This is a genomic window from Aristophania sp. ESL1100 (genome assembly GCF_058511235.1).
This window is the reverse complement of the sequence record NZ_CP196394.1, coordinates 1747226-1761561: the sequence shown is the minus strand read 5'-3', so window position 1 is coordinate 1761561 and position 14336 is coordinate 1747226. Positions and strand designations below refer to the sequence as shown.

Sequence of the window (14336 nt, the reverse complement as noted above, 5' to 3'; positions counted from 1 at the left end):
CCAAGGGTGAGAGAAGGGCGTTAGCATCATTACATTATGGTTGAGTTCCTGCATTATGAAGCGGTCGAACAGGCCCCTCTTCAAACCTTGCCCTGCCCTCATCTGGTGGTCCCTGATTTTTTACGTGGCGATGCGCTCAGCCAGCTGGTTGCGCTTTTCCCTTCTATCGGGGCGGGGGGATCTTTTTCACCTCACTCTCTGTCTCTCAAGTCTGAGTTTTCCAGTTTTCTGGAAGAGTTTCAGGGGGAAAAGCTGAAATCGCTGATTGGAAAAAGATTTGGGATCGACCTCCAAAAGGCGCCGACCATGCTCACACTGCGTGGGCAGACCCGTGAAAAAGATGGTCGTATTCATTTAGACAGCGATTCAAAACGGGTCACGATCCTGCTTTATATGAATGATCCTGCACGTGACTGGAGTTCTCATGAGGGGTGTCTGCGTTTTACGCGCGGTCCCGATCATATTGATGATTACGTGGTGGAAATTCCACCCATAGGGGGCACTCTGGTTGTCTTTCCCAATCATCCGGCCAGTTGGCACGGGCATTTACCTTATTGCGGGCCACGCAATACAATCCAGCTCAATTATATGGCGACAGGTTGGCGGACTTCGATAGAACAGAAGCGCCACAAGATTTCTGCCTTATGGAAAAAGCTGAGCGCATGAATAAAGAGGGCGTGCGTAAGTAAAGAATTAACATTATTGGTTTTTATCGGCAGCTTCCCCTTGCACGGATGATCGGGGAGTGGTTTTCTCTTATCCAACTTGTTTGTATCGTGCAAAGTCAGGCATATCCGGACCTGCGCCAGGGAGAATAATAAATGGGTTATAAAGTGGCCGTTGCCGGTGCAACGGGGGCAGTAGGGCGTGAATTACTGCGTATTCTGGCAGAACGTAATTTCCCGGTCGATGAGATCGTTGCTCTTGCTTCCCCGCGGTCTGTTGGGAAAGAAGTTTCTTTTGGGGATAAAAAAGTCCTGAAAGTCCAGAATCTCGAGACTTTTGATTTTAAAGGCTGGGATCTGGGGCTTTTCTCTCCCGGGGGTGCTGTATCAGCGATTTATGCCCCGAAAGCAGCAGCGGCGCATTGTCTTGTGGTTGATAATACGTCCCATTTCCGGATGGAGCCGGGTGTCCCGCTTGTTGTGCCGGAAGTCAATGCTGCGGCCTGCAAAAAAGCGAAAAAAGGGATTATTGCCAATCCAAATTGTTCCACAGCGCAAATGGTTGTGGCCTTAAAGCCGCTCCATGACCTCTTTAAAATTCGCCGGGTGGTTGTTTCAACCTATCAGGCGGTCTCAGGGGCTGGCAAAACAGGGATGGATGAGCTGTTTACACAGACACGCGGCAGTTTTGTAAATGACGCTCCTGACATAAAACAATTTACCAAACAGATCGCCTTTAACGTGATTCCCCATATTGATCGGTTCCTGGATGACGGCTCAACGAAAGAAGAATGGAAAATGGCGGTCGAGACACGCAAGATCCTCGATCCCGATATCAAGGTGCTGGCAACATGTGTGCGTGTGCCGGTCTTTATCGGTCATTCCGAGGCAATTTCCATTGAATGTGAGAAACCGGTTGATTTGCGTAAGGCACAGGATGCGTTGCGGAATGCGCCGGGCGTTATCTTGCGTGACGAGCGTGAAGATGGCGGTTACGTCACTCCTATTGAATGTGTCGGGGAAGATGACACCTACGTTTCACGTTTGCGCATAGATCCAACTGTTGAGAATGGTCTGGCATTCTGGTGCGTGTCTGACAATCTTCGCAAGGGAGCCGCTTTGAACGCTGTCCAGATTGCAGAATGTCTGGTTGAACAGAAATTACTGGGCAAGGACTCTCCGCTCTGGAAAGCGTAAGTTTCTCTTAAGTCTCTTTTTCTTTTCTTTCATGGGAGGGAGGTTCATAGTTGATTGATTATGAATGATTTTATCACCCCTCCTCCCTCTCTTTCCTCCCAGCCAGAAGGTCGGGTTGGTATTCTTCTCATCAATCTCGGCACACCTGAAAATACAGGTTATTTTGCAGTCCGCCGTTATTTGAAGGAATTTCTTTCAGATAAACGTGTTGTTGAGATGCCGTCATGGCTTTGGCAACCTGTTTTGCAGGTTCTTGTCCTGACACGTCGGCCTTTTAAAAGTGGCCGTAATTATGAGCGGATCTGGAATAAAGAGGAAAATGCCTCTCCGTTGCGGGTCTATACAGAGCGTCAGGCTGAAAAACTGGCAACTCGCTTTGCTGAAGACGGGATTCCCGTCGCGTGGGGGATGCGTTATGGGCACCCCTCGATTGAACAGGGCGTGACGGAATTAATGAAGCAGGGGTGCGACCATATTGTGAGCGTGCCGCTTTATCCGCAATATTCTGCGTCTACAACCGCGACTGCGCAGGATCAGCTTTTCCGTGTTCTGATGCGTCAGCGTCGTCAGCCTTATCTTGTTACAACCCCTTCTTTCCCCGATCATCCGGTTTTTATTGAGGCTCTGGCAGAGTCTTTTACAGAAGAGGTGAAGAAACTGGATTTCAGGCCTCAGCGTCTTATTCTGTCTTTCCACGGGGTGCCGGAGTTTTTTGTCAGGAAAGGCGATCCTTACCGTGATGAGTGCTTCCGCACAGCGATTGCTCTAAGGAAAAGTCTTGGCATGACAGAAGAGGAAGCCCCTGTGACATTTCAGTCGCGTTTCGGACCGACTGAATGGATCAAGCCTTATACATCGTCTTATGTGAAAGAGCTGGCGCAGGAAGGGGTGAAAAATATTGCCGTTCTGACACCTGGTTTTATGACCGACTGTATTGAAACGCTGGACGAAATTGGCCGTGAATTAAAACATGAATTCCTGGAAGCCGGGGGAGAAAAATTCGCCTTTATTCCTTGTTTAAATGATTCTGAAGGGGCGATCAGAACGCTGGAGGCGGTTTCACGTCAGGCCTTAAAAGCGTTTCTTTAAGCATGCTGAAACTGGATCCTGAAATAAGTAAACTCGGGTGAAAGAAGGTTTTTCCTGTAATAAGGGCTCCTAATTAAGAAAAGTTATTAAACCATTCTCAAAAAACAGTTTTTCTTATTAGAGAAAACGTGAAACTTTATAAAGAATAAGAAATATGTCAAAAAAGGGTTTAATATAGAATTAATTGAGTTCCTGGCTCTTTTTAATGAGGGCCATGATGTTTTTTCGCAGTTTTTCAGTCTTTATATTATTTCATAAGATAAAGGTGGATTTTTCCAGTTTTGGATTGCTTCAATAGGGAAATATCATGCGTTTGATTTGTATTGGAGATACACTTAAAAATATGGATGGTCGCCCCTGCGCTACACTTTCTTCCGCAATTTTGAAGGGAAAGATTGTGTTGCGTATGTCCGGACGTGAGGGTGTCCTGAATATTTTACGTGAATTTCCTTCGGATGTGGCTGTTATCCAGCAAACTCAGCCAGAATGTTCTCTTATTAAAACGATCAGAAATAATCATTTTAATATACCTATTCTTATTATAGCCCGTTTTCTTACAGCAGAGACAACAGCAAGTGCCTTATCGGCCGGTGCTGATGACTGTGTTCCCATCACGGTTGATCCTGTTGAGCTTCTGGCACGTTTGAAAACGATTGTGCGTCGCCATGAAGGAGAGAGGGTCAGCAGTCAGATATTGTCGATCGGGCGTCTGGAAGTCAGAGAAGAGACGAGTGAAGTTCTTCTTGATGATGAGCCTGTTATGCTGACTCACGCAGAGTACGAAATCGTTGCTCTCATGGTGAAGCGGCGAGGAAGTCTGCTCAATAAGACTGTCATCCTGAATGCACTCTATACAGATGAAAATATGCCAGCCAGCAAGACAATTGATGTGATGATTTGCCGTATCCGGCAGAAATTCAGAAAAAGGGGTATTTCTGAGCCTTTCAGGACAAGTTGGGGACTGGGATACCGTCTTAATGACGAGGCTTTTCTTCCCTTGGGGGCGAGAGCTGTGGATGAGCCTGAAAATGTTCGTCACGTTTCAAAAGAATCCAGCCTTCCTCTTACAAGCGGGCTCGATATTGTATCAGGACGTTAGGGAACCTGAATAATTTGTAGGCAAAAATGTTTATGAATTATTCATTTATTGAGAAGTTTGTTTCTAATGAGTAAAAGTAAGACTATGAATTTATGGTTTTTCTGATCAGGAGCCTGTGTATAGATGACTGAAAGCCCTTCCGTTCCCGAAAAGAAAGAAAAAGAAGATGGACAATCTGCGGTTAATCAGGCGTCTCTTAAGCTGAAAACCAGTAAAAAGCGCCTCATAATGATTGGTGGGGTTTGTCTTGTCTTAGTGGCAGGGGGGCTTTTTTTCTCATGGGAAAAGGGCTCTTTACCTTTTTCCGGGAAAACGGATCGCGTGATGGCAGAGCAGCAGAGAATAAAGAATCTGCTCAGTTCAAATTCTCTTCTGGGTATTCCAGCTGTTACGGCCAATCTCGATAGCCAGGATGGCTCTGTTGTCTATGTTAAAATGGCCGCGAATGTTGAAATTCAGGGGCAGCAGGATTCAGCAACCCTTCAGAGGGTCGTTCCCCGGATTCAGGATATTTTCCAGACATATCTTCATGAAACCAGACCGGAAGAGTTGCATGGAAGCGGGTTCTACCGGCTGAAGGAATCTCTTCTGAGACGGTTGAGAATAGAGCTGGCACCTCTAAATGTGACGAATATCTATATCACGCAATTACTGACCCAATGAGAGATTGACTGATAGAATGCTGGACGGAGAAGACCCAACTGATATTGCTCTGGATGCCGGGGATATCAAGCTTGATACAGGCGAGGAGCATCTGGTTAACGAGTCTCTGACACCGGCTTCAAACAGCGAGAGAGGCTCAAAAAAGAGTTTTTCAGAGCGTGAAACTGACTTTTCCCTGCTGGAGAAAAAGGAAAAAGGCGGTCTTGAGCGGATTATCGAAACGGGATTTGTTGCGTATGAGCGTATGCCCATGCTTGAGAATATCCTGGACCGGTTTATCCGTTTCTGGACGTCGACATTGCGTGGTTTCACAAACGAGTCTGTTGAAATCTCTCTGGAAAATATGAATTCCATGCGCTTCGGCGATTATATGGAATCGACACCGAAGAGATCTGTTTTTGCGATTTTCAAGGCTGAAGAGTGGAAAAATCTCGGCTTGATCGTCATTGATGCGGATCTGGCCTATGCCATCGTGGATGTGCTGATAGGCGGGCAAAGCGGGCTCGAAGGCAGTGTTGCTGAAGACAGGCAACCAACGGCGTTGGAGCGCACCCTGCTTGATAAGCTGGTGACTCTTATTCTTGGGGACTTGCAGGAAGCCTTTACTCCGGTCGGGGATATAAGGCTGGCTTTTGAACGGATTGAACTCAGCCCTCATTTTGCAACGATCACCCGCCCCCTCAATGCTGTGATTGCAGCCCAGTTCTGTAATGAAATCAATGGGCGTCGCGGGAATATTACGGTCATCCTGCCCTATGCGACGCTGGAGCCGGTCAGGACGAAATTAACCCAGCAATTTATGGGTGAGGATTTTGGGAGTGACACTGTCTGGGAAGATCATTTGATCAAGCAGATTCTTGATACAAATGTGACGCTTTCAGCTGTTTTTGAAGAGACCATGATCCCTCTTTCAAAAATCCTTTCCTTACGCAAAGGCGCTATTATGAGGTTGCCTCATAAAAGGGAAGAGCCCTATCGTGTGAGACTGGAATGTGACCGTAAACCCATGTTTTATGCAACATTGGGCAAATTAAAGGACATGCAGGCGGTCCGTATTGATCACCGTTTGATTCCCCCTGCTGATGAAATCAAAACAGTGGCGGATTTCGGAGCTCTGGGTAAACAATTTACGCCCCGATAAGATGTGATGAGGGACGTAATTATGGAGCTACCCTTTTTGAAAAACAGGCAGAAACATTATGCTTTTTGATAATTTGAAGATCATTGTCGAAGTTATACTGATTCTGGTTATTATCATCGGGATTGTCAGCTCCAGATCCATCGCCAGACGCCTTTCAGCAATCAGGGAAATTCATAAGTCACTGGAGCAGATGGTCGCGAATCTCGATAGCTCGACTGAACATGCCGGGCGTCTTTTTGAAGCGATGCAACAGGAATCCGCCAGAGGGGGCAAAAAACTCAGCGCTTTGGTGGAGTATGCCCGTAATGCCACGGAGGACCTGCAGGACCTCCAGAAAATGGCCACAGAGATCAATACTGACCTGGACCATGACATTAAAAAGGCGGATGAGAAAAAGGCAGCGCTCTTTGCAGCGATTGAGCAGGCGCAGGCGACTCTGAAAAATCTGGATTCGTCTTTGGAGGAAAGCAGACAGCAGGGGCCAGAAAGGCTGGATATTTTTCCAGAAACACGTGATTCCGGTCTTGAAGAACCGAACAGAGGGGCCGGTTCTTCTGCCTCTCAGGTAAGGTCGGTAAAAACCAGATTATTCTCTTCAGCAGAAAAAGTTATGGATTTGCCGCCGGAAGAAGAAGTTTCCAGCGCAACATTCTCGGATAAATTGGAGGGAATCGTCCCATCCTCTATCCGGAAGCCACGCCCTTACATGACGGGACTCGATAAGAAATAAGGTATTTTTAAGTCTATAAACTGTCTTTTTAAAGATTGTGTCAAAAAAGGGGCGTAGTTGTTAATATTTTTGTAGCCTTTTGACTGTTTATTAACTCTTACAGAAACGAAAAGCCGAATTTCCGGCTCTCCGTAGAGAAAAACAGAGGTTCAAAATGAGCTTATCAATTAACAATAATGCCTCCGCCCTTGTGGCACTTGAGACCTTGAATCAGACGCAGGAGAGTCTGAGCGCAGCCCAGAACGCTGTGGCAACAGGTAAAAAAGTTTCATCAGCGGCTGATAACCCGGCTACTTATGGCATTTCTTCCCAGATCAATAACGATATTTCCGGCCAGAATGCTGTGAATGATGGTCTGAGCTATGCTTCAGAAGTTGTTGGCACGACCCTCAATGCGGCTGATTCAATCGTCAGCGTCTTAAATGACGTCCGTTCTTCCGTCACAGATTATCTTAACCATTCTGGTGATGATAATTCCAAGAATTCGGTTCAAGCCAAGCTGTCAGGTCTGGCAGAAACGATTAACACCATTGCCCGTAATGCGACCGTTAAAGGGGTAAATCTCCTGACTATGGGAACAAACGATGATAGCGGGATCAGCACGAACAAGCTGACATTCCTGACTGGAAATCAAGGCGACGTGAAGACCGTCAAAGGGGCAGCAGATCTATTTGCAGCCCCGGCAGCTCCTGCAAGTCAGGGGGCGTCAACAACTATTGCACCTTTGACAGATGCTTTGGGTCTTACGAACGGGGACGCGAATGGTGGAAATGGCACAGTTTCAAGTGATGCAGGTGGTCTTTTAGAGGTCTCTGGTACGGATGGCGTGACGACCGCTACAGCGACGAAAATGCTGAAGAAAGTTGAAGATGCTCTTGTGAAAATGACGACACTGACGTCTTCACTCGGGTCAGACAAGATCACAATCTCTTCAATGACGTCTTATGGCAAGAATCTTTCAGACTCCCTGACAGACGCTTCCAGCTCTCTGGTGGATGCTGACATGTCTGCTGAAAGTGCAAAATTAACCGCTCTTCAGACCAAACAGTCTCTGGGTGTCAAGGCACTGACCATTGCAAACGGCCAGTCCCAGAGCATTCTTTCCCTTTTCCAGTAAGAGCTTGATATCCAGCCTTTCTGTAAGGTGAATTTTGCGAGAACGCTGCTACAGTTTGTGGCAGCGTTTTTTCTTTTCAGACGAAAAATATTTTTCCTTAATGTCGATGCGAGTCGCATTATTACGTAAGAGACAATTCAAAAAATAAGGTATTTTTAAGCCTATAAACTGTCTTTTTTGAGATTGTGTCGAAAAAGAGGCGTTGTTGTTAATATTTTTGTAGCCTTTTGACTGTTTATTAACTCTTACAGAAACGAAAAGCCGACTTTCCGGCTCTCCGTAGAGAAAAACAGAGGTTCAAAATGAGCTTATCAATTAACAATAATGCCTCCGCCCTCGTGGCACTTGAGACCCTGAATCAGACGCAGGAGAGTCTGAGCGCAGCCCAGAACGCTGTGGCGACAGGTAAAAAAGTTTCATCAGCGGCTGACAATCCGGCTACTTATGGCATTTCTTCTCAGATCAATAACGATATTTCCGGCCAGAATGCTGTGAATGATGGTCTGAGCTACGCTTCAGAAGTTGTCGGCACGACCCTCAATGCGGCTGATTCAATCGTCAGCGTCTTAAATGACGTCCGTTCTTCCGTCACAGATTATCTTAACCATTCCGGTGATCAAAACTCCCAGGATTCTCTTAATGCCAAACTGAAAGGATTGGCTGAAACGATTAACACCATTGCTGATAATGCTACAGTAAAAGGCGTTAATCTTTTCTCCATCAGCGGTAAAAGCGATAATGGGATCAGCACAAACAAGCTGACATTCCTGACCGGTAATCAGGGTGATGTGAAGGTCATTACGGGGGGAGCTGACTTACTGAAGTTGACAGATAGTGATACGGCAGCAGACAGCCCGACCAATCTGACAGATGCTTTAGGGATCACTAATGCTGGAGCCATTGGTACAGCTGATGGTGATTTGCTGGATGTCGGTACGGATGATGCGAATGCGGCTACTGTCATGAAGACCGTTGAAACAGCTCTGACAAGAATGACGAATCTGACATCCAATCTTGGGTCAGATAAAATCACCATTTCCTCAATGACGTCTTATGGCAAGAATCTTTCAGACTCTCTGACAGATGCTTCCAGCTCTCTGGTGGATGCTGACATGTCTGCTGAAAGTGCAAAATTAACCGCTCTTCAGACCAAACAGTCTCTGGGTGTCAAGGCACTGACCATTGCAAACGGCCAGTCCCAGAGCATTCTTTCCCTCTTCCAGTAAGAGTGGTAAATCCGGCTTTTTTCCTAAGACGGATTTCAGTCAAGACGCTGCTACATTATGTGGCAGCGTTTTTTCTTTTTTCAGGAACCTGATCTATCAGGAAGCAGGAATTTTATGTCTGACCAGGGTAAAGCGCTCTATCTCCCTTTGATTGAAAAAGCCATATCACTTCAAAAAGAAGGCCATATTCAGCAGGCTCTCCCACTTTATGAAGAAGTGCTCAGGGCTTACCCGAATGATGCCGTTCTGCTGAGTAATTACGGGGCAGCTCTTTTAAAGGAATATCATTTCGACCGCGCCTTCCAGGCTTTGACGCGTGCTCTGGAGCATAACCCGGCTTTAGCGGACGGCTGGTCCAATCTGGGCAATCTTTATCAGCTGGCTCAGGATTATGCGAATGCCATCAAGGCGTATCAGAAATGTCTTGAACTCCAGAGTAACCACCCCGAAGCGTTAAGCAATCTGGCCATGTGTCTTTCAACTCTGGGGCATTATGATGTGGCGCAGGAGCTCTACCGCCTTTCCATAGAGCTGGAGCCTGACAACCGGCAGACGCGCCTGAATTATGCAATTTCCCTTCTGGCGTCGGGCAATTATAAAGAGGGCTTTCGTGAGAATGAATGGCGCTGGACCAGAGAGGAACGAAAACAGCTTTTTCCACCCCGGGCCTGGGCGGGCGAACCGTTGGAAGGCAAAACCCTTTTAATTCTGGGAGAGGCTGGCTTTGGGGATATGCTTCAATTCAGCCGCTTCTTCCTGCAAATGAAGACATTCGGTGCCAGACTTGTTGTGGTCGTGCCGCCGGAACTTCTGGAACTGTTTTCGTACTCTTTTCCTGATATCTCGTTCAGTTCCAGAAAAGAGCCGCTTCTTGACTATGATTATTACGTTCTGATGATGAGTCTGCCTTATGTACTGGGCATAGATCTGGAGACCATTCCCTTCCCAGAAGGATATCTGAAGGCAGATCCGCAAAAAATTGCTTTCTGGCAGAATCGGATTGAGGAAGATCAAAAACATTTTCCCCGGCAAAATAGCCTAAAGATCGGCCTTGTCTGGTCCGGCTCTTCCCATCCTGAAGAGAAGGTGGCCTCTTTTGCCAATCGCCGTCGGTCAATGGATTTATCGGTTCTGGCACCATTGGCAGAAGCCGTGCCGGGGGCGTTGTTCTATAGTTTGCAGATTGGCGATAAGGCAGAGCAGGCTTTAACGCCGCCAAAGGCGATGCATCTGATTGATCATACAAAAGAGCTGCATGATTTTTCCGATACAGCGGCCTTGATTATGGTGTTGGATGTTGTGGTGGCCGTGGACACGTCGACGGCTCATCTGGCTGCTGCCTTAGGCAAGCCTGTTTTGCTGCTATCCCGCTTTGATCAATGCTGGCGGTGGCTTCATGGGCGGGAAGACACGCCCTGGTACAAAACCCTGACACTTTATCAGCAGGAAAAAGCGTTTGACTGGTCTGTGCCGGTTGAGAAAATCTGCCAGGACCTGCAGGCCAGAGTCATCAGAAAAGAAGATGAGAGCGTGTAAAAACGCTCTCTCACGTTCCTTTAAATCCTTCGAAACTAGATATAGTTTGCCAGAGAAAGGTCCTTTAACTTGCTGATCAATGTAAAAGAGACCTGAAGCTGCGCGCGTAAATTATCATATTTGAGGGCAAGAGCTGACGGATCAGCACTGATATTGGTCCCCATATAATCTGCCAGAGCAATTCCGACACTTTTCAATGTGCCTTGCTGGCTTTTCAGAGCGTTCTGGTCTGAGCCGGTGGCAGATTCTGTATCACTTAAAGTGTCGGAGGTTGTTTTTGTGGAAGATTGCACCTGCTTTACAAGGTCAAAAACGCCGTTATCGGACATGGTGTGAGTGCCCAGAGCGGAAATCAGCATCATATTCCGCATGAGGTCTCTGACAGGTGAGCCTGTGCTGGTGTCTGTGGGGGCTGAATCCCCTTCTGTGGCGACGAACCCTGCCGACCACGTCTGGTCATGGTCCCCGATCACAATATTCTTGCGCTCTTTATGGGCATCCGGCCCGGAGACGGAGAGAGTGGGGTCGAAAACAGACAGGTCGGGTGAATTATCGGCTGCTGCCTCTGTTGCCTGTTTAAAAACGTCAGAAGCAGATATTTTGCCATCGAGCATGTCTGAAACAAGACCATTGATCTTGTGCGCCAGGGGGCTATCACTGAGGTCATCCTTGCTCGGAATAGGTCTCTGGCGGCCATCGCCGCTTGCAAACACATAGCCCCCGGCATTATCGGGGGTATTAAGCGCCTGTTTCAAGGTCGCGAGGTCAGCCTTGGCAGCGGCAGCATTGCCCCCTGCCGAGGATGATCCCTGATCTTCTACGGCCAACATCTCAGTGGTCGTCTGATACATATCCTGAGAAAGCTGCGTGATCTGTTTCAGCCCTTTGGAGCTGATATCCAGCCGGCTGAGCATGGAGCTGATATTGTCGAGATAGGCATTATTTTCATCCATTTCAGGGCCGAGCTGCAGGGCGATATATCTGTTATCTCCCAGCCCTTCTATGGTTGAGGACGTCGTACCGCTGCCAATCTGCCATGAGATGGAAGCCTGGCTCTGTTCGTTGTTTTTAATGCTCTGCGACAGAATGAAATTGACGCTGTTCGCCCCATATTGACCGATGGACATTGACATAATGAACCCTCTCTTTCTTGTTCCGCTCGTCTTATGAAGGCTTAAACAGCGTTGATAAGAGCGTTGAACATGGTCTGTACCGCGGAGACGACTTTGGCATTGGCCGAATAGGAATTTTGTAATGTGACAATCATGGCCATCTGATTATTGACATTAACCCCGGAGACGGAATTGACCTGAGTGGTCAGATTTGTCTGGATGGAGGTCTCTGAAGAAAGCCCGGTTTTAGAGGCATTCACTACCTGTGCCTGTGTGGATGTCAGGTCGGTTGCCAGTTGGTCAAGACTTTCTGTCCCGGGATATCCTGTCGTAAAGGAACCGTCAGGCCCGAGAGAATCCGTAGGGGCGGCCAGATTTTCCGAAACGTCATCAATATTGTTGCTGAAGGTTTTATCCAGGACATGATTGACTGTTGTAATATCTCCCGTCTGGCCGCTGGCATTTGTCGTGACAAGGGCCGGGTTGGCAGCATAATCAGGATTGACCTCAAGTTTCGAGGCGAGATCAATCATGTCCAGAGTGGCACCGGTAACAGTTCCCGATGAATCAATGGAAACGCCCCCCTTTCCGCTACTGGCCGGGTCAGTCGCTTTCGCAACGGTGACAAATTTTGTTCCGCTGGCGTCATTGGGATCAGCCTTGAGGTAATAGCCGCCATTGACGGTTAAGGCTTTTCCATCGGTTCCCAGAACAGTGTCATTGGCATCAAGCTGAACGCTATGGCTGTCACTATGGATGGCCGCTTTGCCCAGGGGGGTGAAAAGGGGCATTCCCGCAGCGTCAAAACGATTGATCAAGGTAGAGGCATAAGCATCGAGCTGAGCCTGCATTTTGGGATAGGTCTGGTCTCTCAGCGTGATATTGGCGCCCAGAGTGCCATTTGTGAGATGAGAGGTGATGTCCTTCCCATTCAGCATAATGCCGGGAATGCCGCCATTTTCCTTGATCTCACTATGATACATGCCGGGCGCAATGGCGGTTTTTTTGGTTGAAAGAGGCCAGTCGGATGTTGGGATGGTTTGCGTATCATCCGCAAGGCCAATCTGGTCAGGGCGTGTGGGTAGCTGGGCGCCGTCTTCTGTCGTGACGATCATGTCACCATTGGCTTTTTCCGTAAAAGAGACACCCAGCCGGTTTGACAGATCACCCATCAGGCCAAGACGCTGGTTTTCCAGGTCGGAAGTATCGTCTCCTGCGGCCGTCATGACCATAATCTTTTTTGAAAGAGAGCCGATCGTTGTCAGGTCAGTATTGATACCGGGGATCGCCCCGACAATCGCATCCTGGGCATTCTGACGTTGTGTCTGATAGGTCGCTGCCATCGTATGGATGTTGCTGACCAATGTCGTTGCATTGGAGATCACATCATATTGGGTGCTGCCATTGGTCGGGGCGTTCGTGACACTGATGAGGCTGGTTTTCAGCTTGCCCAGATAACTGGACAGAGTACCCATTGTGTCCGAGTTGCCATCACTATCAGCCCCGGTTGTCCCTTGCAGCATGGCGACATTACTCAGTGAGTCATATGTGGCCGATAGATTACTGACCTTGCTGTTTTGTGTGTAAAGGGCCGCCATAAGGGCAGGGGAATAGGAAAGGGTGTTATGACCAACCTTGACGCCGCTATTCTGGTTGCCGACAACAACAGATACAATCGTGGCGTTTTCTGAAACGTAATTGTCGGTAGAGGCATTGGATACATTTTTGGAGACTGTCCCAAGCAGGCCTTCCACCCCCTGGAGGCCACTCGTGGCAATATTAAGCGAGGCACCGAGACCCATCAGAATTCTCCCAAAAATATAGTCGTTTCAAAAATAACCGCCCGAAACATGACGTGAACATATTGCCTTAAAAATGCCTTAATTCATCATGTAAGTAAGAGGTAATTATTACAAAAAAATTAAAACAAGATCTTTTTATAAAAGCGTCACAGGTCAGGCTGATGTCTCAGAGGTAATTTTATCAATCGCATTCAGGCGCCGTGTGAAGTCTTTTTGCAGAAGCTGGAAATTAAGGTCATATTCGCGCTGAATTCTGACAAGATCCGTCGTCTCCTTGACAGGATTGACGTTGCTTTCTTCCAGCATCCCCTGACGTATTTCCTTGCGCTCCATATTATGGGTGGGGGTCGTTGGACGTAGGAGGTGGTTTCCTTCATTTTTCAGGCTGTTATCATCATCAACCCTGACAAGATTAACCACGCCGACGAGCCCTCTATCAGTCGAGATTGTCCCATCGGAAGCGATGGAAAGCGGCAGTGGAATATCCTGTGGGCTGAGGACGATCGGTCTTTTCTGGTCATCAAGCAAAGGATTGCCTGCTGAATCAACAATTGTTCCATCATCCATTTGTTGGAACTTGCCATCGCGCGTCAGCCGGATACCTTGAGGGGTTTTAACCGTAAAATAACCCTGGCCGTTAATGGCAAGGTCCAGAGGGTTTCCCGTGCTTTTGAACTCACCTTGCAGGGTATTGAGATAGGTTGCCTTATCTTCGCTATAATGCAGTTTTTTATCCGCTCCGGCTCCAATGGTTCCGTGCTGGCTCGAGATATAGTCTGAAAACAGGATATTGGAGGCCTTGAAACCGTCAGTGCTTGCATTGGCAAGGTTATTGGCCGTGACATCAAGTGCGCGTGTCAGGGTATCAATATGAGAAAGTGCCAGGTAACTGGTCGTATCCACAATAAGCCTCCAGCCAGAGAGCTGTTTTTCCCTTGTTACAAGGACAGAATCTATGT

Annotated in this window: 13 protein-coding genes; 10 read left to right on the top strand and 3 right to left on the bottom strand. The window is 47.7% G+C overall.

Annotation, left to right across the window (positions count from 1 at the left end; genetic code table 11):
* Nucleotides 1–36: 36 nt before the first annotated feature.
* The 10 genes from ACSYSY_RS08120 to ACSYSY_RS08075 all read left to right on the top strand — a co-directional run bounded on the left by ACSYSY_RS08120 (nt 37) and on the right by ACSYSY_RS08075 (nt 10463).
* Nucleotides 37–666: a 2OG-Fe(II) oxygenase gene (locus ACSYSY_RS08120; RefSeq protein WP_491707064.1), complete on the top strand. Its 630-nt coding sequence runs from the start codon at nt 37–39 to the stop codon at nt 664–666.
* A 155-nt stretch (nt 667–821) separates the two neighbouring features.
* Nucleotides 822–1862, top strand: coding sequence for an aspartate-semialdehyde dehydrogenase (locus ACSYSY_RS08115; RefSeq protein WP_491707063.1), 1041 nt, complete (start codon nt 822–824; stop codon nt 1860–1862).
* Nucleotides 1863–1922: 60 nt separating this feature from the next.
* Nucleotides 1923–2951: a ferrochelatase gene (hemH, locus tag ACSYSY_RS08110; RefSeq protein WP_491708256.1), complete on the top strand. Its 1029-nt coding sequence runs from the start codon at nt 1923–1925 to the stop codon at nt 2949–2951.
* Nucleotides 2952–3258: 307 nt separating this feature from the next.
* Entirely contained in the window at nt 3259–4050 is a 792-nt protein-coding gene (locus ACSYSY_RS08105; RefSeq protein WP_491707062.1) for a response regulator transcription factor, read from the top strand.
* Nucleotides 4051–4173: 123 nt separating this feature from the next.
* On the top strand, nt 4174–4713 hold the full coding sequence (locus tag ACSYSY_RS08100; RefSeq protein WP_491707061.1) for a flagellar basal body-associated FliL family protein: 540 nt from the start codon (nt 4174–4176) through the stop codon (nt 4711–4713).
* Between the two features lie 16 nt (nt 4714–4729).
* Nucleotides 4730–5854: a flagellar motor switch protein FliM gene (fliM, locus tag ACSYSY_RS08095; protein WP_491707060.1), complete on the top strand. Its 1125-nt coding sequence runs from the start codon at nt 4730–4732 to the stop codon at nt 5852–5854.
* A 58-nt stretch (nt 5855–5912) separates the two neighbouring features.
* A complete protein-coding gene (locus ACSYSY_RS08090; RefSeq protein WP_491707059.1) occupies nt 5913–6584 on the top strand; it encodes a hypothetical protein in 672 nt (223 codons plus the stop codon).
* A 154-nt stretch (nt 6585–6738) separates the two neighbouring features.
* The gene (locus ACSYSY_RS08085) at nt 6739–7701 is read left to right on the top strand and encodes a flagellin N-terminal helical domain-containing protein (RefSeq protein ID WP_491707058.1); all 963 of its coding nucleotides are present in this window, start codon (nt 6739–6741) and stop codon (nt 7699–7701) included.
* A 302-nt stretch (nt 7702–8003) separates the two neighbouring features.
* Nucleotides 8004–8927 carry a flagellin N-terminal helical domain-containing protein gene (locus ACSYSY_RS08080; RefSeq protein ID WP_491707057.1) on the top strand — a complete coding sequence of 308 codons (924 nt, stop codon included), beginning with the start codon at nt 8004–8006 and terminating at the stop codon, nt 8925–8927.
* A 114-nt stretch (nt 8928–9041) separates the two neighbouring features.
* A complete protein-coding gene (locus ACSYSY_RS08075) occupies nt 9042–10463 on the top strand; it encodes a tetratricopeptide repeat protein (RefSeq protein ID WP_491707056.1) in 1422 nt (473 codons plus the stop codon).
* A gap of 35 nt (nt 10464–10498) precedes the next feature.
* On the opposite strand, the gene ACSYSY_RS08070 is transcribed toward ACSYSY_RS08075, so the two are convergent.
* From ACSYSY_RS08070 to flgF, 3 genes are all read right to left on the bottom strand, one after another.
* Nucleotides 10499–11596: a flagellin family protein gene (locus ACSYSY_RS08070; protein WP_491707055.1), complete on the bottom strand. Its 1098-nt coding sequence runs from the start codon at nt 11594–11596 to the stop codon at nt 10499–10501.
* Nucleotides 11597–11637: 41 nt separating this feature from the next.
* Nucleotides 11638–13377, bottom strand: coding sequence for a flagellar hook-associated protein FlgK (locus ACSYSY_RS08065; protein WP_491707054.1), 1740 nt, complete (start codon nt 13375–13377; stop codon nt 11638–11640).
* 153 nt (nt 13378–13530) lie between these two features.
* Nucleotides 13531–14280 carry a flagellar basal-body rod protein FlgF gene (gene flgF / locus ACSYSY_RS08060; RefSeq protein ID WP_491707053.1) on the bottom strand — a complete coding sequence of 250 codons (750 nt, stop codon included), beginning with the start codon at nt 14278–14280 and terminating at the stop codon, nt 13531–13533.
* Between the last annotated feature and the right edge of the window lie 56 nt (nt 14281–14336).